Origin of the sequence: Roseburia hominis, from assembly GCA_040702975.1 — a bacterium.
In the GTDB taxonomy this organism is placed as follows: Bacteria; Bacillota; Clostridia; order Lachnospirales; family Lachnospiraceae; genus Allocoprococcus; species Allocoprococcus hominis_A.
Genome location: CP159990.1, coordinates 2,081,305 through 2,102,799 on the forward strand (window position 1 = coordinate 2,081,305; position 21,495 = coordinate 2,102,799).

14 protein-coding genes, 1 tRNA gene and 1 CRISPR repeat array (1 of these 16 only partly in view) are annotated in these 21,495 nt (G+C 48.0%); of the genes, 11 read left to right on the forward strand and 4 right to left on the reverse strand.

The window, feature by feature from the left end; translation table 11 throughout:
- Window positions 1-2,842: a CRISPR direct-repeat array (repeat unit 30 nt; unit sequence GTTGAAGTAGAACCATAGTGGAATGTAAAT); it begins 1,687 nt to the left of the window's first position.
- Between the two features lie 144 nt (window positions 2,843-2,986).
- The 3 genes from ABXS75_09710 to ABXS75_09720 all read right to left on the reverse strand — a co-directional run bounded on the left by ABXS75_09710 (window position 2,987) and on the right by ABXS75_09720 (window position 5,471).
- A complete protein-coding gene (locus ABXS75_09710) occupies window positions 2,987-4,573 on the reverse strand; it encodes an ATP-binding protein (GenBank protein ID XCP87037.1) in 1,587 nt (528 codons plus the stop codon).
- Entirely contained in the window at window positions 4,515-5,252 is a 738-nt protein-coding gene (locus ABXS75_09715) for a transporter substrate-binding domain-containing protein (GenBank protein ID XCP87038.1), read from the reverse strand. The genes ABXS75_09710 and ABXS75_09715 overlap by 59 nt, the downstream gene beginning before the upstream one ends.
- Before the next feature lie 134 nt (window positions 5,253-5,386).
- Window positions 5,387-5,471 (reverse strand) — tRNA-Leu (locus ABXS75_09720).
- A gap of 238 nt (window positions 5,472-5,709) precedes the next feature.
- Between ABXS75_09720 and pap the strand changes: the two genes are divergently transcribed.
- From pap to ABXS75_09755, 7 genes are all read left to right on the forward strand, one after another.
- Window positions 5,710-7,206 carry a polyphosphate:AMP phosphotransferase gene (gene pap, locus ABXS75_09725; GenBank protein XCP87039.1) on the forward strand — a complete coding sequence of 499 codons (1,497 nt, stop codon included), beginning with the start codon at window positions 5,710-5,712 and terminating at the stop codon, window positions 7,204-7,206.
- A gap of 117 nt (window positions 7,207-7,323) precedes the next feature.
- On the forward strand, window positions 7,324-8,328 hold the full coding sequence (locus ABXS75_09730) for a deoxyguanosinetriphosphate triphosphohydrolase (GenBank protein XCP87040.1): 1,005 nt from the start codon (window positions 7,324-7,326) through the stop codon (window positions 8,326-8,328).
- 83 nt (window positions 8,329-8,411) lie between these two features.
- Window positions 8,412-10,187: a DNA primase gene (gene dnaG / locus ABXS75_09735; protein ID XCP87041.1), complete on the forward strand. Its 1,776-nt coding sequence runs from the start codon at window positions 8,412-8,414 to the stop codon at window positions 10,185-10,187.
- A gap of 39 nt (window positions 10,188-10,226) precedes the next feature.
- A complete protein-coding gene (gene rpoD, locus ABXS75_09740) occupies window positions 10,227-11,345 on the forward strand; it encodes an RNA polymerase sigma factor RpoD (GenBank protein XCP87042.1) in 1,119 nt (372 codons plus the stop codon).
- Between the two features lie 4 nt (window positions 11,346-11,349).
- Entirely contained in the window at window positions 11,350-12,066 is a 717-nt protein-coding gene (locus ABXS75_09745; protein ID XCP87043.1) for a class I SAM-dependent methyltransferase, read from the forward strand.
- Window positions 12,067-12,939, forward strand: a complete 873-nt coding sequence (locus tag ABXS75_09750; protein XCP87044.1) for a Nif3-like dinuclear metal center hexameric protein — start codon at window positions 12,067-12,069, stop codon at window positions 12,937-12,939.
- A gap of 112 nt (window positions 12,940-13,051) precedes the next feature.
- Entirely contained in the window at window positions 13,052-14,719 is a 1,668-nt protein-coding gene (locus ABXS75_09755; GenBank protein ID XCP87045.1) for a nucleoside kinase, read from the forward strand.
- A 168-nt stretch (window positions 14,720-14,887) separates the two neighbouring features.
- On the opposite strand, the gene aroC is transcribed toward ABXS75_09755, so the two are convergent.
- Complete coding sequence (aroC, locus tag ABXS75_09760) at window positions 14,888-15,988, reverse strand: chorismate synthase (GenBank protein ID XCP87046.1); 1,101 nt, start codon at window positions 15,986-15,988, stop codon at window positions 14,888-14,890.
- A gap of 234 nt (window positions 15,989-16,222) precedes the next feature.
- Here aroC and ABXS75_09765 point away from each other — a divergent pair, with 234 nt between their 5' ends.
- The 4 genes from ABXS75_09765 to malQ all read left to right on the forward strand — a co-directional run bounded on the left by ABXS75_09765 (window position 16,223) and on the right by malQ (window position 21,488).
- The gene (locus ABXS75_09765; GenBank protein ID XCP87047.1) at window positions 16,223-18,244 is read left to right on the forward strand and encodes a L,D-transpeptidase family protein; all 2,022 of its coding nucleotides are present in this window, start codon (window positions 16,223-16,225) and stop codon (window positions 18,242-18,244) included.
- Between the two features lie 20 nt (window positions 18,245-18,264).
- The gene (gene tgt / locus ABXS75_09770; protein ID XCP87127.1) at window positions 18,265-19,398 is read left to right on the forward strand and encodes a tRNA guanosine(34) transglycosylase Tgt; all 1,134 of its coding nucleotides are present in this window, start codon (window positions 18,265-18,267) and stop codon (window positions 19,396-19,398) included.
- Window positions 19,399-19,488: 90 nt separating this feature from the next.
- Window positions 19,489-19,770: a preprotein translocase subunit YajC gene (gene yajC, locus ABXS75_09775; GenBank protein XCP87048.1), complete on the forward strand. Its 282-nt coding sequence runs from the start codon at window positions 19,489-19,491 to the stop codon at window positions 19,768-19,770.
- Between the two features lie 203 nt (window positions 19,771-19,973).
- Complete coding sequence (gene malQ, locus ABXS75_09780; GenBank protein XCP87049.1) at window positions 19,974-21,488, forward strand: 4-alpha-glucanotransferase; 1,515 nt, start codon at window positions 19,974-19,976, stop codon at window positions 21,486-21,488.
- The last annotated feature ends 7 nt before the right edge of the window (window positions 21,489-21,495 follow it).

Here is a 21,495-nt window from a genome sequence, read left to right on the forward strand (position 1 = left end):
CTGCCATCGGTTGAAGTAGAACCATAGTGGAATGTAAATTATTTGTCCAGGATTCTCTCCAGCTTTTCCTCCAGTTGAAGTAGAACCATAGTGGAATGTAAATGTTGATAATCGCCCATTCACACCCCGTCTGGTCTCCGTTGAAGTAGAACCATAGTGGAATGTAAATGAGAATGAGGAGGAACGCCTGCGATGCGAGGGCACCGTTGAAGTAGAACCATAGTGGAATGTAAATGCAAGATGGCGTAATTGGCAAAATTTGGATTACTAGTTGAAGTAGAACCATAGTGGAATGTAAATTGATTTACCTGAATGATAAACGGTTCAGGATTGTGTTGAAGTAGAACCATAGTGGAATGTAAATGTAAACACTGAGGCTAGAGCCAATTTAGGCAAGAGTTGAAGTAGAACCATAGTGGAATGTAAATCTGGATCTGCCACACAGCCCGTATACTTTAGCGGCGTTGAAGTAGAACCATAGTGGAATGTAAATGAATTCGTACCGTTTGGAACTGACTTTCCCGAGATTCGTTGAAGTAGAACCATAGTGGAATGTAAATGTTTCCATTACTGCGTTGTTCGAACACGACATTTCCGTTGAAGTAGAACCATAGTGGAATGTAAATCACATTGTTGTCGACAAGAGATTCCCACGTCGCTGTTGAAGTAGAACCATAGTGGAATGTAAATTCTCTCCATATACTTTAAAGTTTGCATTTAGTACTTTGTTGAAGTAGAACCATAGTGGAATGTAAATCTGTATGGAGAAAGGGGCAGCAGGAAAGTAGAAAAGTTGAAGTAGAACCATAGTGGAATGTAAATACTGAAAAGAATAAAACAGTGCGGCACGCGATCATCGTTGAAGTAGAACCATAGTGGAATGTAAATGCCACAGCAAGGCAAAAGGCGGACAGCCGAGAAACAGTTGAAGTAGAACCATAGTGGAATGTAAATATGCCAGTGTGAAAGGATCGCAGGCAGGAAATACGTTGAAGTAGAACCATAGTGGAATGTAAATACGGATGCGATGACAGCAGTGATGGACGAGTATGGGTTGAAGTAGAACCATAGTGGAATGTAAATTATTAACTTTCCTGTTTTCAAAAGCTTTGTGAAGGTTGAAGTAGAACCATAGTGGAATGTAAATGTACCCGTATCGCCCTCGGGGAGCTCTTTGCATCTGTTGAAGTAGAACCATAGTGGAATGTAAATGCCACAGCAAGGCAAAAGGCGGACAGCCGAGAAAGTTGAAGTAGAACCATAGTGGAATGTAAATTCCGTAAAGGTTAGGGAGCTGGGAAGCAGGTCATTTGTGTTGAAGTAGAACCATAGTGGAATGTAAATGCAGCCTGTCAGAAAGCCTTTTTAATCCGTTTTCCGTTGAAGTAGAACCATAGTGGAATGTAAATGAGAACTCGCAAATCGCTTTCGGAGAACGGAACCCCGTTGAAGTAGAACCATAGTGGAATGTAAATGTGTATTCTTCAACCGTGCCAACAATTGTCTGAATTTGTTGAAGTAGAACCATAGTGGAATGTAAATCTCCTTAACGAACTTATATCCCGGTACCCGTATCGCGTTGAAGTAGAACCATAGTGGAATGTAAATGAACACTGGGGTTTGTGAAGGTCTCAGATCAGTTCCGTTGAAGTAGAACCATAGTGGAATGTAAATTAAGCTGTGCGAGGGAGAGTTCGTAGTAGTCGTTGGTTGAAGTAGAACCATAGTGGAATGTAAATTAAGCTGTGCGAGGGAGAGTTCGTAGTAGTCGTTGGTTGAAGTAGAACCATAGTGGAATGTAAATGAGAGCGGAAGATAACTATGACTGTGACTGGCTGCTGTTGAAGTAGAACCATAGTGGAATGTAAATTTAATATTCTCTTCCCTTGCCTTCTGAGCCTTTTTGTTGAAGTAGAACCATAGTGGAATGTAAATTCGTAGAATTCCTCCACATCAATGATGTCTCCCCTGTTGAAGTAGAACCATAGTGGAATGTAAATGTGTTTATGGCGACGCACTTGACGAACGCTCTGCGTTGAAGTAGAACCATAGTGGAATGTAAATGACAGAAAGCGGGATGGAAGAACTGATCGCAGAAGGTTGAAGTAGAACCATAGTGGAATGTAAATGCTAATACTGAAATGCGGCACAGAAGGCGGATTCAGTTGAAGTAGAACCATAGTGGAATGTAAATGGGATAAATAGTGTTAACCCTTATGCGGTACTCAGTTGAAGTAGAACCATAGTGGAATGTAAATGACTACGAGAGCGACGTCAAGAGAAACAGGGAGTTCGTTGAAGTAGAACCATAGTGGAATGTAAATATGTTCGGAGGGTCATACGATGGAACACGAATCCGGTTGAAGTAGAACCATAGTGGAATGTAAATTGTAGTAATAATCATTTTTCAGGGGAGTCATATCCGTTGAAGTAGAACCATAGTGGAATGTAAATAAAATTCCAGGAAGTATTCCGGTGTAAACGGCATCGTTGAAGTAGAACCATAGTGGAATGTAAATCACATGCTGCACCCGGTTCTCTGTGCCTCTGTTGTCGTTGAAGTAGAACCATAGTGGAATGTAAATGAGAAAAGAGTGAACAGCATTCGAGAAGTAGATTCGTTGAAGTAGAACCATAGTGGAATGTAAATGCCGTCCCGGCACTTTCGAGACGGCCTCGTGTATGTTGAAGTAGAACCATAGTGGAATGTAAATTTGTTCCCCCACGTTGCCACGGTTCCGTCGCTGTTCGTTGAAGTAGAACCATAGTGGAATGTAAATAACGGAGGTAGCAAGAACAGGCTTGAGGCAGTAAAATTAAAGTAGGATAGTGGAATGTAAATGAAGAAGGAACCAGAATGCAAACTAAAATCGCTTAAAGTTGAACAAATGATTTTGTTTGATTTTGTAAATGCGTGATTAAGGTGATGATAGCAGCAAAAAACTTAAATCTAAACATACAAAACAAATGATACCGGAGGAAAAGTTTACCCCCTTCCTCCGGTATCATTATTTTTCAGTACATTTTCCAGTGTTTCATACAGAATTCCGACATCGATCGGCTTGCCGATGTGGGCATTCATGCCATTTGCCAGAGCTTCCTTCTTGTCTTCGTCAAAAGCGTTTGCCGTCAGCGCAATGATTGGAATATCTGCCAGGCTTTTGTTCTCAAGATTGCGGATCGCCCGGGAAGCCTGATAGCCATTCATCACCGGCATCTGGATATCCATCAGAATGGCGTCATAATATCCGGCTGCAGAGTTTTGGACCATTTCCACGGCGACTTGTCCATTCTGGGCTGTCTCTACCAGAAAACCTGCTTCACAGAGAAGCTCCTGGGCAATTTCCATATTCAGTTCGTTGTCCTCGACCAGAAGCAGCCGTTTGCCGGTAAAATCATAGGTGGGCATAGTATCAGCCATGGGCTGTTCTTCCGGTTTTTGTGCCTGCTCCTGCAACTTGAAGGTGAATTGCAGAATAAATTCAGTTCCCTTATCGGGTTCACTCAATACCCGGATGGTGCCGCCCATCAGATCAACGAGGTTTTTCGTAATGGTCATGCCAAGGCCGGTGCCCTGTGTCTGGCTTATGGTAGAAGTATGTTCCCGCTCGAATGGCTCGAAAATGCGGGTCAGAAATTCCGGTGACATTCCAATACCGGTATCCTTCACACGAATCTCATAAGCGGCATATTCCTGAATGGCGCAGGGCTGCTGACTTAGTGTGAGCAGAATACAGCCGCCCGGTCGGCTGAACTTCACTGCATTGCTTAAGAGATTGAACAAAATCTGGTTCATACGGAGAATATCACAGTAAACCCATTTATTTATTACGGTTGACGTATCAGTTTTCAATATCAGATGTTTTTGGTCCATATCGGTCTGCAAAATATCAGGTGCCTTTTTGACGCAGTCTTCGAGATTGCAGCAATCCTCCGTCAGAGAGGCCTTTCCATTTTCGATTTTTGACATTTCCAGAACATCATTGATCAGCTGCAGCAGGTGATTTCCGGAAACCTGAATTTTTTCAAGGCAGTCTGTCAGTTTGGCGGTGTTGTCCTTGCTGCGCTGGGCGATTTCTGCAAAGCCTAAAATCGCATTCATGGGGGTACGGATGTCATGTGACATGTTGAACAGGAAGGAGGACTTTGCGCGGTTTCCCTCCTCCGCATGCTTCAGAGCATCCATGAGAAGAAGCTGTTGCTCCTTCATATGTTCGTTAATGACGGCCAGCTCTTTTGCGCGTTTCTGGGCCGCGATTTGCTCAGAGCGTTTCAGGCGCAGACGCCGGTTTCTGATGAGCAGATAAAGAATCATCAGTATACAGATGAGCAAAATGACCATGTCAGAGCGATAGCGGTACATCATATCCCAGACAGTATATTGGTAGGCATTTTCAGCCGTCTCTCTGATAATAAGGAAGGACACCTGGCTCTGATCGAGACTGGCGATGCCTTTATTCAAAATAGACAAGAGAAGTGCAGTGTCGTCGGATATGAGATTTTGCTTGTCTTCGTCAATCGGCACGAGGCTCGCAAGGCACTGGCTGTCGCCGATGGAGGCTCGGAGCCACAATCTGCAGGTCTTCGTAGACAGGTTTGCACAGAATTCGTTCAATTGTATATTGGTTTTGAAGAACAGCATCCGCTTTTCCAGAGAGCAGTGTGGATAACGCATCCTCCGTGGAGTCACAAAATAATATTTGAAATTTCGGATATTGTTGCTGGATAGTCTTCGCGAGTGTCTGTGATCCGGTGCTGACAGCAATGGTCATTGAACTGTCTGGCTGGAATACGACGCCTTTTCTACATACAAATACTTTTTCTGCATGCAAATATGCATCTGTCAGGGCAATGCCGGTGGCGTGCTTATTAACCTCATTGAATTCCACGCCTGCGAGCATATCTACTTGAAGCGTCTGCAGATCCTTGTATGTAATACTTCCGGAGGGCAGCGCCTGATAGCGGAATGTAAGGCCGGTCGCTTCCGAAATCATGTCGAGAATATCGATAGTGATACCTTTAAGCTGTCCTGTTTTTTCATCTTGAAAGAGTAATGGACAGTTTTCGGTTGGACAGCCGATGACCAGCTCACCTGCCCGCTCACAGTAGGCCAGCTCCTCCGCTGAAAGATTTATGGTTGCTGCTCCCGGCTCTGTCGTCGCAGCGGATACCACCGTTGGTAAAAACAGGATGCTGCACAGGAGCAGAAGGAACGGGCTTAGGACTAACTTAAAAAACGTGTTTCTATTCATAACATATCACCTTCGGAAACAAGATTAGATTACTATTACTATATCGGAAAATCGGACATTCTTCAAGTCATAATCGGGAGTCATTTGAAAGATAATAGAAAAAAACCTGCATCTTCATAGATACAGGTTCCGTATGCGGAAGATGGGACTTGAACCCACACGATCGCATTGATCACAAGATCCTTAGTCTTGCTCGTCTGCCAGTTCCGACACTTCCGCGCAACAGCTCTATCAACTGTCCGAAAGTAATAATACTATAGAAGGGGGGAAATGTCAATAGCTAAATATTAAAACTTAAAGAGGAAAATAAAATATTATTCACTATTTTTGCAAATACTATTTCACATTATGAGAAAATATAGTAATATAATATATAATTGCGTGAGGAATTTGCGGTTTCCCGGTGAATTCCAGAAGAAACGAGTAAAGCAGGGAAAGCACAGCAGGAGGTAAAACCATGTTAGAGAAAGTTGATTTGACAAAAAAGATGGAAAAGGAGGAGTTCAAAAAGAAAATGGAAGCTCTGTCAGCGAAGCTGGGAAAGCTCCAGCGGGAGTGTAAGGAGCTGAAGATACCGGTCATGATTGCATTTGAAGGATACGGGGCGGCCGGGAAAGGACTGCAGATCGGGAAACTGATCCAGGCGCTGGATCCGCGTGGATTTGAAGTACACGCAGTGAAGAAAGAATCCGAAGAAGAGACGATGCATCCGTTCATGTGGCGGTTCTGGACAAAGACGCCGGCAAAAGGACGGATCGCCATTTACGATACAAGCTGGTACCGGAAGGTATTGATCGAACGTTTTGATAAGAAGACACCGGAAGAGCAGATTCCGGAGGATTTTGAATCTATCCGCGCCTTTGAGAAACAACTCACCGATGACGGAATGGTCATTGTGAAATTATTCCTGGTCATTGACAAGAAGGAACAGAAAAAGCGTTTCAAGAAGCTGATGGAGTCCAAGGAGAGCGCATGGCGTGTCAGCGAAGACGACATGAAGAGGAATAAAGAGTTCGAAACATACGAGCGTATCAACGAGGAGATGCTGAAAAAGACGGATACGGATTATGCCCCCTGGACAATCGTGGAGGCTATGGACAAACGTTACGCCACGGCGAAGATTTATGCGGCAGTGATTCATGCGATGGAGGTTGCAGTGGAAAAAGCGCGCCAGCCAAAGCCGGAAGATGTTAAAGTAGCAGGCAGCACAAGAGGAGAGTTCACGGAGTCCGTGTTGGCCAAGGCGGATCTTAGCAAATCCCTTAGCCGGAAAGAATATAAGGAACGCTTAAAGAGCCTGCAAAAGAAGATGGAACGTCTGCACGGGGAATTATACCGCAGAAGGATTTCTGTGGTGCTCGGCTTTGAGGGCTGGGATGCAGGCGGCAAAGGCGGGGCTATCAAGCGTCTGACTGAACATATGGATCCGAGAGGATATGTGGTAAATCCGACGGCATCCCCAAACGATATCGAGAGGGCACACCACTATCTGTGGCGTTTCTGGAAAGCGATGCCGAAAGCCGGTCATATTTCGATCTTCGACAGAACCTGGTATGGACGTGTGATGGTGGAGAGAATCGAGGGCTTCTGTACGACGAAGGAATGGCAGAGAGCCTATAAAGAAATCAACGATATGGAGCAGGATCTGGTGAATTCCGGAACAATCGTGATGAAGTTCTGGATGCAGATCGATAAAGATGAGCAGGCTGCACGCTTTAAAGCACGTCAGGAGGATCCGGAGAAACAGTGGAAGATTACCGATGAGGACTGGAGAAACCGTGAGAAATGGGATCAGTACGAGGAAGCCGTCAATGAGATGCTGATCCGGACCTCCACTCCGCAGGCACCGTGGATCGTTGTAGAGGGAAATGACAAATACTACGCACGTGTAAAGGTGCTTGAGACGGTGGTAAATGCCATCGAAGAACGTCTGAAAAAGGATAAACAGGAATAAGATGAACCCAAATAAGGTCCACCGAATTTTGTTTTAAGTATGCATGGTAATTAAAATATTTGAGCGTGTTTGGAAGGAAGCCTTCCGACACGCTCTCATGTAGAGAAGGAAAGAAGCATGACGATCAGAGAACAGCTTGAACAACGGGAAATCGAATATTTGAGTCCATACGCGACGCTCAGCAGCAGATCGAAGGGGCGCAAGGTGCCGGAGCCGCAGTGCGATATCCGTCCGGTATTTCAAAGAGACCGGGACAGAATCCTGCATTGTAAGGCTTTTCGGAGACTGAAACAGAAGACCCAGGTGTTTCTTCTTCCCAAAGGCGATCACTATCGTACCCGGCTTACTCATACGCTTGAGGTTTCTCAGAATGCCAGGACGATCGCGAAGGCGCTAAGGCTCAATGAGGATCTGGTGGAAGCCATGTGCCTGGGGCATGACCTGGGGCATACCCCCTTTGGTCATGCAGGCGAGCGGGCGCTTAACGGCGTCTGCCAGAATGGCTTTAAGCATAACGAACAGAGTGTGCGGGTGGTTGAGGTCCTGGAAAAAGAGGGAAAGGGTCTGAACCTTACCTGGGAAGTACTGGACGGGATACTAAATCACCAGAGTAGGGGGAATCCCTCCACGCCGGAGGGACAGATTGTCCGCCTGTCTGACAAAATCGCGTATATCAACCATGATATTGATGATGCCATCAGAGGAGGAATCCTGACGGAGGAAGAGATTCCGAAGCATCTGCGCGATGCGTTGGGGACGGGAACCCGGGCCAGACTGAATACCCTGATTCATGATGTGATCACGCATAGTATGGATAAACCGACGATATGCATGTCTAAGGAGATTGAGGAGGCGATGTTCGAGCTGCGGAAATTCATGTTTCAGAACGTGTACCAGAATCCCATTGCAAAAGGCGAGGAGAACAAGGCGGTGCAAATGGTGGAGCGGCTGTATTTTTACTATGAGGATCATATGGAGCTTTTGCCAAAGCAGTACCAGGCGCTGCTTCTCAAGGGGGATGCGCCGGAACAGGTCGTCTGCGATTATATTGCGGGAATGACCGATAATTATGCGGTAAAAAAATTTGAAGAAATTTTTATCCCACAAGCGTGGAAAAATTAAAGGAAATGAAAAACTTTTGTCGAATATAGATTATGTAGGAGTTTTAATTACATATCCGGTATGACCGGAAAGGCAGAGACATAATGTATTATTCAGACGAGATTATTGAAGAAGTTAGAATAAAGAATGATATTGTGGACGTGATCTCCGGATACGTGAAGCTGCAAAAAAAGGGCAGCTCTTATTTTGGACTGTGTCCCTTCCACAATGAGAAGTCTCCCTCCTTTTCTGTCAGTCGGGACAAGCAGATGTATTACTGTTTTGGCTGCGGGGCAGGAGGGAATGTATTTACCTTCATTATGGAATACGAGAACTATTCTTTTACGGAAGCCCTTAGATTCCTCGCCGATCGTGCAGGGGTAGAGCTTCCGAAGGAGGAGTATTCCAGGGAGCAGAAAGAGAAGGCGAACTTAAGGAGCACACTGCTGGAGATGAACAAGCTGGCGGCTAAGTATTTTTATGCCCAGCTCAAGTCGGAAAACGGCAGGATCGCCCACGATTATCTGACAGGGAGGAAGCTGAGCGAGGAGACCATTACGGCCTTTGGACTGGGATATTCCAACAAATACAGCAATGATCTGTACAAATATCTGCGCATGAAGGGCTACAGTGATGACATGATCATCAAAGCCGGACTGGTGAATGTGGACGAGAGGAACGGAATTTATGACAAATTCTGGAATCGTGTCATGTTTCCGATCATGGATGTGAATAACCGGGTGATCGGATTCGGAGGCCGTGTGATGGGAGACGGAAAGCCCAAATATCTGAACTCCCCGGAGACGATGATCTTTGATAAGAGCCGGAATCTCTACGGGCTTCACAGGGCGAGAACATCAAGAAAGCCGTATTTTCTGATCTGTGAGGGATATATGGATGTGATCTCCCTCCATCAGGCAGGATTTACCAATGCAGTGGCGTCTCTGGGAACAGCGCTCACGGCGGGCCATGCTGCGCTTATCAAGCGGTATGTGAACGAGGTGTATCTGACCTACGACAGCGACGATGCGGGAACCAGGGCCGCTCTTCGGGCGGTACCGATCCTGAAAGACGCCGGGGTCACAGCGCGGGTGATTCGTATGGAGCCCTACAAGGACCCTGATGAATTCATCAAGAATCTGGGGGCAGCGACCTTTGAAGAGAGAATCGCGGGGGCCCGCAACGGATTTATGTTCAGCCTGGAGATGTTGGAGAAGAATTATGATATGAATTCTCCCGAGGGCAAGACCGCATTCATGCGGGAGGCGGCAAAGCGTCTGACCGAGTTCGAGGAGGAGATCGAGCGCAACAACTATATTGAGGCAGTGGCAAGAGCTTATCGCGTGCGGGAGGAGGATCTGCGAAAGCTGGTGGTGAAGATGGCGGTGCAGACCCAGATGGCGGTTCCGGCGTCCAGACCCAGGCCGACAAAGGAGCAGGAGGGGCCGAAGGAAGACGGGCATATGAAGTCCCAGAAGATTCTGCTCACATGGCTGATCGATCACGAGGAGTTGTTCGGACAGATCAGCAACTATATTACTCCGGAGGATTTTACCACGGATCTGTACCGAAAGGTGGCAGAGCTTCTGTTTGAGCAATATCAGGCGGGAGAGGTAAATCCGGCGCGGATCATGAATCATTTTACAGAGGAGGAAGAGCACCGGGAAGCGGCGGCTTTATTTCATACCAGAATCAAGGAGCTGTCCACGCGGAGGGAACAGGAGAAAGCCATCAAGGAGACGATCATCCGCGTGAAGAGTTACAGCATCGAAGATGCCACCCGGAAATTGGCGCCGACGGACATTCAGGGGCTTCAGAGGCTGATGAATGCGAAGAAGGCGCTGCAGGACTTACAGAAACTGCATATTTCCATTAATTAAGGATAAAATATAAACAAGCAATGAGAGGAAGGACACTACATGGAAGAGAACGTAGCAAAATTTAACGAGAGACTGAAAAGCCTGTTAGCTCTTGCCAAGAAGAAGAAGAACATTCTGGAGATCCAGGAGATCAACGAAGTGTTCCATGATATTGAGCTGGAGCCGGAACAGATGGAGAAGGTTTTTGAGTTCCTGGAAGCAAGCAATATTGATGTGCTGCGCATAAGCGGTGAGCCGGAAGAACCCGATGATGACGATCTGGAACTGGTCATGAGCGAAGAGGACGAAGTCGATATGGAGAAACTCGACCTGTCCGTGCCGGACGGCATCAGCATCGAGGACCCGGTGCGTATGTATCTGAAAGAGATCGGTAAAGTGCCTCTCCTAAGTGCGGATGAAGAGATTGAGCTTGCCCGTCGGATGGCGGACGGGGACGAGGACGCCAAAAAGAGGCTGGCAGAGGCCAATCTGCGTCTGGTAGTCAGCATTGCCAAACGGTATGTGGGACGGGGGATGCTGTTTCTGGATCTGATCCAGGAAGGAAACTTAGGCCTTATCAAGGCAGTTGAAAAATTCGATTATCATAAAGGATTTAAGTTCAGTACCTATGCGACATGGTGGATTCGCCAAGCGATCACCAGAGCGATTGCGGATCAGGCGAGAACGATTCGTATTCCGGTGCATATGGTCGAGACGATCAACAAATTAATTCGTGTGTCCAGACAATTATTGCAGGAGCTTGGAAGGGAACCTACGCCGGAAGAGATTGCGGAAGAATTGGACATGCCGGTGGAGCGTGTGCGTGAGATCCTGAAGATTTCTCAGGAGCCGGTTTCTCTGGAGACGCCGATCGGCGAGGAGGAGGACAGTCATCTGGGCGATTTCATTCAGGACGACAACGTTCCGGTGCCGGCGGAGGCAGCAGCGCAGACGCTTCTGAAAGAACAGCTTGACGAGGTACTGAATACCTTAACGGACAGAGAACAGAAGGTGCTCCGCCTGCGGTTCGGTATGAATGATGGAAGAGCAAGAACACTGGAAGAGGTCGGCAAGGAGTTTGACGTGACCCGTGAGCGTATCCGCCAAATTGAGGCAAAAGCGCTCAGAAAACTGCGTCACCCAAGCCGCAGCAGAAAATTAAGGGATTATCTGGATTAGAGATATGATGGAATTATCGAAGAGACTGAAAGCAGTGGCGGATCTGGTGACGCCGGGTATGCGTCTGGCGGACGTGGGAACGGATCACGGTTATGTTCCGATCTACCTTGTGGAGAGGGGCATCGTGCCCTCCGCTATTGCGATGGACGTAAATAAAGGCCCGCTTGAGAGGGCCAGGGAGCATATCCGCGAGTGTGCGCTGGAGGAGAAGATCAGCACACGGCTTTCGGACGGGCTCACTAACCTAAAAATAGAAGAGACAGACAGTGTGATCGCCGCCGGAATGGGCGGCGGTCTTGTCATACGGATTTTTTCCGAACAGGAGGAGAAAGCGGTCAGGCTAAAAGAGTTGATCCTGCAGCCCCAGTCGGAGATCGCGAAGGTCCGCAGGTATTTGAATGAGAACGGATGGCGTATTATAAAAGAAGATATGGTGCTGGAAGATAGGAAATTCTATCCTATGATGAAGGCTGTGCGCGGGGAAGGACAGCCCTACTCGGAAGAGGAGTTGGAATTCGGGAAGCTGCTTCTTCAGGAAAAACACCCTGTTTTGCGGCAGTACCTGGAGCGGGAGAAGAAAATCGGGCAGAGTATCCTCGCAGAACTCTCCTTGCAAAAGGGGGAACGTATTCTGGAACGAAGAGAGGTGCTTCTGCATAGAATAGAAAGGATTGATCGGATTCTGGGAGAATATGGGAGCAGAAGAGGAGGAGATACATAAATGTTCTGTCGGGAAATTATGAAGAAAATAGAGGAGAGATATCCGAAACGCTACGCCATGGAATGGGATAATGTGGGATTGCAGGTGGGAAGAAGCGATAAGGAAGTCTCGCGCATTTATATCGCCCTCGATGCCACCGATGAAGTGATCGAGGAGGCCGCTTCCTGGGGAGCTGATATGCTGATCACGCATCATCCGATGATATTTAAGGCGATGAAGCAGATTAACGACACGCATTTTATTGGAAGGCGTATCCTGAAACTTGTCCGAAATGACATTTCCTATTACGCGATGCATACGAATTATGATGTGATGGGAATGGCGGATCTGGCAGGAGAGATTCTGGATATGAAGGCGCCGCAGGTGCTGGATGTAACCTGTGTGGAACCAGGGCCCTGCAGGCAGACTGCGGGTGAGTGCAGGGACGGCAAAGAACAGAAGGAAAATGCAGGAAATACCGGAGACGACGAGGCATTGGCCTGCCATGAGGAAGGAATCGGGAGAGTGGCAGACTTAGATGAGGCGATGAGCCTTCGCGCGTGCTGCGAGTTTGTAAAGGAGAAGTTCGGCCTTCCCAATGTGAAAGTATTTGGCGACCCGGATCAGAAGGTGCGTAGGATTGCCATTTCACCGGGATCAGGGAAAAGTGTGATTGGTGCGGCTCTTAGGAAGAGTGCGGATTTGCTGATCACGGGAGATATCGATCATCATGAAGGGATTGACGCGGTGGCCCAGGGCATGGCAGTGATGGATGCCGGGCATTATGGAATCGAGCATATCTTTATTGCAGATATGAAACGGTTCTGCGAGGAAAACTTTGAACATGTGGAAGTGAGGACGGCTGACATCAGACACCCGTTTTGGATTGCGTAGATCGGGTGAAGGTCAGAGAAATCTGTCAGACTTTTATCTGAGGGGCAGGAACAAAAAAGAACCGGGATAGGGATTAGCTGATCCCGGGGGGTTATGTCAGGAGGCAGAAAGTATGGAAGATAGAATGTATCAGGTAGAGATAGGCGGCCAGTGCAGGGAATATCCGGAGGGGACTTCATATTTAACTATTGCGAAGGAGTATCAGAAGGATTATGAAAATGATATCGTGCTGGCTTATGTGGAAGGAAGGCTCCAGGAGCTGCGCAAACAGGTGAACTGTGACTGCAAGCTGCGTTTTGTGACGACGGCGGACGCGGCGGGACACCTGACCTATAAGCGGAGTATGAGTCTTCTGATGGTCAAATCCGTTTATGACACGGCGGGGCATGACAATGTGGAACAGGTCCGGATTCATTTTTCAGTGGACCGGGGATATTATTGTACGGTAAAAGGAAACGTCCTTCTGGATCAGGAATTCCTCGATCGCGTGGAGAAGCGTATGCGGGAAATCGTGGAACAGGATATGCCTTTCGGAAAGCGGACGATACACACGGATGAGGCGATCGCGCTGTTCAATAAACATGGGATGCGGGATAAGGAAAAGCTCTTTAATTATCGCCGCGTTTCCAAGGTCAATATCTACAGCCTCAATGAATTTGAAGATTATTATTATGGATATATGGTGCCGTCCACCGGTTATCTGAAATATTTTAAACTTCACCTCTATGATGAAGGCTTCGTCATGCAGATGCCGGCAGTGTCCGCCACGAGAGAGGTACCGCCTTTCGAACCAAAGCAGAAACTATTCCGGGTCCTCAAGGAGTCCACACAGGGCGGAGACCGTATGGGAATCGAGACAGTTGGAGCATTAAATGATCTGACTGCCAGACGTGATCCATTGCAGCTGATCCTGGTGCAGGAGGCGATGCAGGAGAAGCGGATCGCGCAGATAGCAGAGCAGATCGCAGGCCAGCCCCAGAAGAAATTCGTACTGATTGCGGGGCCGTCTTCTTCAGGGAAGACCACATTTTCCCATCGGCTTTCGGTGCAATTGCAGGTGAATGGGCTGAATCCCCATCCGCTTGCCGTAGATAATTATTTTGTGAACCGGGAGAATACTCCGCTTGATGCAGAGGGGAAACCGGATTACGAGTGTCTGGAAGCGGTGGATGTGGAGCAGTTTAACCAGGATCTGAACGAACTGCTGGGGGGAAAACGGGTCGAGATCCCGCGGTTCAATTTTAAAGTCGGGAAGCGGGAATACAAGGGCGACTATATGCAGCTTGGGGAAAATGATATTCTGGTGATCGAGGGAATCCATTGTTTGAATGACGCCCTTACCCGGGATCTGCCAAAGGAAAATAAGTTCAAGATCTATATCAGCGCTCTGACGCAGCTTAATATCGATGAGCATAACCGGATTCCGTCCACCGACGGACGGCTTCTGCGCCGCATGGTGCGGGACGCCAGGACCAGAGGCACCTCGGCAAAGGAAACGATCGCGATGTGGAAATCGGTCAGACGGGGTGAGGAGAGCAATATTTTCCCCTATCAGGAAGAGGCGGATGTGATGTTCAATTCTGCGCTTCTCTATGAGCTGGCAGTGCTGAAACAATATGCGGAGCCGATTCTCTTTGGGATCGATAAGGATTGTGAGGAGTATCTGGAGGCGAAGCGGCTTCTGAAGTTTTTGGATTATTTTGTGGGGATCAGAAGTGAAGGGATACCACAGAATTCATTACTTCGGGAGTTTATCGGCGGGGGATGCTTTGATCTTTAGAGAAAAGATGGTCGGAAAAGTCTGATTTATAAGGTGCGGAAAGAAATAGAGACGGATATAAACTTACATGTAGAAGGCTTGAGGAGAGATAAAAAGGAAGAGAGCAGTAGTATCGGGAAAATGTAGCCGCGACACTTACCGCTCTTTTTTTTTAGGTCTATTTGCATATTAAGAACAATAAAATTTTTTTAACGAATCCATCTTCGCGCTCATGTTCGTGAATAACAGGTCAATGACGGTAAGGGCCGCCATCGCTTCGACGACTACGACGGCTCTTGGAACTACCACCGGGTCGTGCCGGCCTTTGATCGCCAGGGAAATATTATTCCCTTCTTTATCTACGGATTCCTGTTCTCTGGCGATGGAAGGGGTCGGTTTTACGGCAGCCCGGAAAATGATGGTACTACCATCGCTCATGCCCCCTAAAGTGCCCCCGGAATGGTTGGTGGTCTTGGTGAGCTGCCCGTTCTCATAATGGAACCCGTCGTTGTTCTCGCTTCCCCGTGAGCTGGCGGCAGCAAAACCATCGCCGATCTCAAAGCCCTTTACGGCGCCGATGGAAAGAATGGCCTTTGCGAGGTTGGCATCCAGCTTGTCGAATACGGTGTCCCCGATTCCGGCGGGCATTCCGGTGATGACACATTCAATGATTCCACCGGAAGAGTCCTTGTTTTCTATACATTCTGTCAGATAGGCAGAGGCCTTTTCGGCATAAGCGCAGCTTGGCATGTAGAGCGGGTTCGCGAAAATGTCTTCGTGTCGGTACTCGCTTGCCGGGACGCTTACAGGGCCGATCGCTTTGGTGTAGGAGTGAACCTCGATTCCCAGTTCTTTTAACACCTTGGCTGCCACGGCGCCGGCGGCGACCCGTGCGGTGGTCTCGCGTCCGGAAGAGCGTCCGCCGCCCCGGTAATCGCGGAAACCATATTTTTCATCGAAGGTATAATCTGCATGACCCGGGCGGTAACAGTTCATAATATTACCATAATCCCTGGAACGCTGATCCTGGTTGCGGACCATGATGGATATGGGAGTCCCGGTCGTGCGTCCTTCAAAGATGCCGGATAGAATCTCGGCTTCGTCGCCTTCCTGACGGTGGGTGGTGAACTTGCTTTGTCCCGGTTTTCTGCGATCCAGATAGACCTGTATATCTTCTTCTGCCAGGGGAAGGCCGGCGGGACAGCCGTCGATCACCACGCCGATCCCTTTTCCGTGGGATTCTCCCCAGGTCGAGATCTGAAATATTTTTCCGTAAATAGAACCTGCCATTTTATGTACCAACCCTTTCTTTTTATAAATGAGTAGATTTTTTTATTACTGTGAACATTATAAAGGAAGACAGGGGCAGTGGCAAGGGTTGGATTTGGAAATTTGCGGGGAAGAAGAAGGATGCGCTTGTAGAAATGACACGTTTTTCTACGATTTTGAAAGTTATGTATTGTATTTAGAATCTATTTCGTATTATAATAACGACATATTGAGTATAAAGGGAGTTTTGATTGAATGATTGATAAGAAGATGACCATGGATAACTCGGATGCGGATCAGGAAGTGGATGAAAGAACTGTGTCAGGAGAGGTGGAAGAGATAAGTGAAAACAAAGAAAAAGAAAGAACAACCGAAGAAGCTGCAGCTGACGACAATGCAGTTGGTGCTTCTGGGAGCGATATATCTGGTGATGATGTGGATTCTGTCGCAGCCGGATCAGGTGATCGCGACGTGGAAAGAGAGAATGAATCTGAGCAGATGGTTGAAGAAAAAATAGAAGAGCAGAAAGAGCCAAAAGCGAAGAAGCATAAGAACAATAAGGACAAGGAGAAAGATGACAGGATCCTTGACGAGCGGGCGGCGGAAGCTGAGAAGGAAGAAAGTCAGAAGCTCAAAGAGGATATGGAGCAGTTCCTCGCAGAAGAAAAGGAAGAAGGCAGACGGAAGCGTCGTGCGAAGGTGAGACGGAGACGGAAGGCGGATCCGGACGAGGAGCCGGTTCTGTCAGCCGATGATGGTGAGGAGATCGAACCTGAATTATCCGCAGGTGAAGGAGAGGATCTGGAGCCGGAACTTTCGGCCGATGACGGGGAAGAACTGGACGAGGAACCGCTCACAGAGGAAGAAAAGGCCGAGCGCCGCAGAAAGTGGAAAAAGGCAGCTAAAATCGTGGTGGGGTCCATTTTTGGCCTGGCTGCCGCGATTTATCTGGGATTTGCGGCATTTTTCATGAGCCATTTTTATTTCAACACTACGATAAACGGAACAGATTTTGCTTTGAAGTCCGTGGATGATGTGGAAGCCTTTATGAAGAGCCAGGTGGATAGTTATGTACTGACTTTGAAGAAGTCAGACGGAACGCAGGAAGTGATAGACGGTTCCGATATTGCTGTGGCTTACAAGAAGAGTGATGAACTCAGTAAGCAGTTAAAAGCACAGAATCCATTTTTGTGGCCGAAGGGGCTTTGGGAGGAATCCGAGATTACCGCTTCCGTGGGAGTAGAGTATGATGGACAGAAATTAACGGAGAAGCTGGCTTCTCTGGACTGCATGAAGGAAGAGAATCAGACGCCACCGGTATCTTCAAAGCCGGAATTTGACGGGAATCAGTTCGTGCCGAAAAAAGAGGAGACAGGAAGTCAGATCGACCAGGAGATTTTTCGGGAAAAAGTCGGTGAATATATCGAAGGATTTCAAAATCAGATGGATATGACGGAAGAGTCCTGTTATGTGAAACCGAAGTATCTGCAGGATTCTGAGGAGGTTAAGAAGGCATGTGACACCATGAATCAGTATTTGAAGGCCAGCATTACCTACACCATGGGATCAAATAATGAGGTGGTGGATAAGGCTGTGATTTCTCAGTGGGTGAATACCGATGATAACATGGCGGTTACGTTTAACAGTGATAAGGTCACAGAGTATGTGGCGGAACTGGCAAAGAAGTATAACACGAGAGGAACGCAGCGTACTTTCGTCTCCGGCAATGGAAATACGGTGAAGGTGGAAGGCGGAGATTACGGCTGGATCATTGATAAGGAAGCGGAAAGTAAGGCGCTTCTTGAGAACATTCAAAAGGGTGATGTCGTAAGCAGGGAGCCGGCATATAAGCAGAAAGCGGCAAGCCATGACGGTGCGGACTGGGGCGGCACTTACGTGGAAGTGGATCTGACGAACCAGAATGTTTACCTTTTTGTAAATGGAAGCCTGGTGATCAATGCGCCGATCGTTACCGGAAAACCGAGTGCGGGGGATGCGACGCCGCAGGGCGTGTATCTGATCAAATATTGCACGAGGAACGCCACACTTCGCGGGCCGAAGAAACCGGACGGAAGCTATGAGTGGGAGTCCCCGGTTTCCTTCTGGATGCCGTTTAACGGTGGAATCGGACTACATGATGCGCCCTGGCAGGCAGCATTCGGCGGTAGCAGATACCTGACCCATGGCTCGCATGGCTGTGTGAATTTGCAGTACAATGTGGCCAAGACAATCTACAATAATGTGCAGGCAGGAACACCGGTCGTATGCCATTATTAGAACAGGAGTTTGTAAGCATAATGTATGAGATTATAAAAAAAGACGGTCTTGCCAAAAGGGGAAGACTGCACACAGTACACGGGGTCGTTGAGACCCCTGTATTTATGAATGTGGGAACTGCGGCGGCAATTAAAGGGGCCGTTGCGACAACGGATTTAAAAGAGATCGGAACGCAGGTGGAGCTGTCCAATACCTATCACCTCCATGTGAGACCGGGGGATAAGGTGGTAAAAGCGCTTGGAGGAATCCATAAGTTCATGAACTGGGACCGTCCGGTCCTGACGGATTCAGGCGGTTTTCAGGTGTTTTCTCTGGCAGGTCTGCGGAAGATCAAAGAGGAAGGAGTCTATTTTCAGTCCCATGTAGACGGCAGAAAGATTTTCATGGGACCGGAGGAGAGCATGCAGATCCAGTCGAACCTTGCCTCCACCATTGCCATGGCATTTGACGAGTGCCCCTCCAGCGTGGCGGACAGGCAGTATATGCAGGCATCGGTAGATAGGACGACCCGCTGGCTTTCCCGGTGCAAAGCGGAGATGACGAGACTGAATGGCATGGAGGATACGATCAATCCACATCAGCTTCTGTTTGGAATCAACCAGGGAGGCATCTACGAGGATATCCGGATCGAACACGCGAAAAGAATCACGGAGCTCGACCTGGACGGATACGCGGTGGGCGGCCTCGCAGTAGGGGAATCGCACGAAGAGATGTACCGGATTCTGGACGAGGTAGTGCCGCATTTGCCGGAGAAGAAACCGACCTACCTGATGGGAGTGGGAACTCCGGCCAATATTCTGGAAGCTGTGGACCGCGGAGTCGACTTTTTTGACTGCGTCTACCCCAGCAGAAATGGAAGGCACGGACACGTATATACCAGATACGGCAAGTTGAATCTGTTCAATGCGAAATACGAGCTGGATTCCCGACCGATCGAGGAGGGCTGTAACTGTCCTGCCTGCAGGCATTATTCGAGGGCCTATATCCGGCATTTGCTGAAGGCAAAGGAGATGCTCGGAATGCGCCTTTGTGTTCTGCACAATCTGTATTACTATAATACGCTGATGGAGCAGATACGTGCGGCCGTTGAAGCAGGGCGCTATAAGGAGTTCAAAATGGAGACTTTAAGGCGCATGGAAGAAAAAAATGGTTAAAAATGTATGAATTTCTTAAAATTACTTGATGAAACGGGTAAGATTGTGTATGATAGCAATAGTGCTTTTTAGATTTAGGAGGAAATAAAGATGAATAACCCCATTGTTTTGATTTTGTTTTATGTGGTAATTATCGGAGGATTCTGGTGGTTGCTCATGAGACCGCAGAAAAAAGAGCAGAAGAGAGTTCAGCTCATGCTTTCAGAGCTGGAGGTAGGAGATACGATTCTTACGACAAGCGGCTTCTACGGAGTTGTGATCGATATCTCAGATGATGATGTGATCGTTGAATTTGGAAGCAACAAGAACTGCCGGATTCCCATGATGAAGAGTGCAATTTCTCAGGTGGAGAAACCGGGAGCAGCAAACTAAAAAGAAAACCAGGAAGGGCATTGCGGCAAGGTGGCAATGCTTTTCTGTTACCAGGCATACCTAAAACAAGGTCCAGTGGACCTTGTTTTGGTTATATTAAGTATATTAGAAAGTGCTTTGCGTTTTTGGCACTGCTATGCATATTTAAGTGAAGGTTCAGTGGACAATTGCCTGAACTATTTAACAGTGATGAGGTGTACGAGATGAGAGCAAGTGGAATTCTGCTTCCGGTGGCAAGTCTGCCCTCGGAATATGGAATTGGGACATTTTCAAAAGAGGCCTATGAGTTCGTGAAGATTCTGAAAAGGGCCGGCCAGAAATATTGGCAGATTCTGCCCCTTGGACCTACCGGGTACGGGGATTCGCCATATCAGTCGTTTTCGACCTTTGCCGGGAATCCATATTATATAGATCTGGAAGCGTTTGTGGAGAAGGGCTGGCTTAAGAAGAAGGAGTGTAAGGCGTGTGATTTCGGAAGTGACAGCCGGTATGTGGACTATGCAAAGATTTACGAATCCCGGTTTGAGCTTTTGAGGAAAGCCTTTCTGAGAAGCCGGATTGAGACGGATCAGAGGTTCCGGGAATTCTGCAGAAAGCAGGCCGGCTGGCTTGACGATTATGCTCTGTTCATGGAGCTTAAGGACGCGCACGGCGGGAAGAGCTGGAGCGAGTGGAAGGGGAAATACCGCCGGCGGGATACACAGGCTTTGCGGAAGTTTGAAGAGAAACACGTGGAAGGAATTCTGTTCCAGAAGTTCCTTCAGTTTGAATTTTATGTACAGTGGAAGAGGCTTAAGAAATTTGCGAATAAGAAAGGGATTCAGATCATCGGGGATATCCCGATTTACGTGTCTTTTGACAGTTCGGACAGTTGGGCCAATCCGCAGTTATTCCAGTTCGATGAGGAAGGAATGCCGACTGGCGTGGCCGGCTGCCCTCCGGACGCCTTCAGTGCGACCGGACAGCTTTGGGGCAACCCGCTCTATAACTGGGAATATCACAAGGAGATGGGATACAAGTGGTGGATTCAGAGAATCGCGCATTGTATGGAATTATACGATGTGATCCGCATCGATCATTTCCGTGGATTTGATGAATATTATTCGATTCCATACGGAGATGAGACGGCCGAATTCGGACACTGGGAGGCAGGACCGGGTATGGATCTGTTTGGTACAGTGAAGGAAAAACTCGGGGAGGTCAATATTATCGCGGAGGATCTGGGATTTTTGACAGACTCCGTGCTTCAGATGGTGAAGGATTCCGGATATCCGGGCATGAAGGTGCTGGAGTTTGCGTTTGACGCCAGAGAGCCAAGTAATTATCTGCCGCATAATTATGACAAGAACAGCGTAGTCTATACAGGAACGCATGATAACGAGACGCTCGCAGGCTGGTATGAGGCGCTGGGGCCGGAGGATAAAGCGTTTGCGCTCCGATATATGGGCCACAAAAGGCTGGATACGAAAAAGGCAGTCTGGGAGATTATCCGCATGGCGCAGGCCTCTGTATCGGATACCTGTATCATACCAATTCAGGACTATTTGTGCCTGGGCAATGAGGCGAGAATCAACCAGCCGTCGACCCTGGGAGATAACTGGAAGTGGAGGCTTGAAAAAGGCGAGATTACGGATAAGCTGGTGAAGAAGGTTCGGAAAATGACGGAATTGTATGGAAGAGGGCCGGTGAAGAAAGAGAAGGCATCGGTCAAAGCGTAGGAAGGAA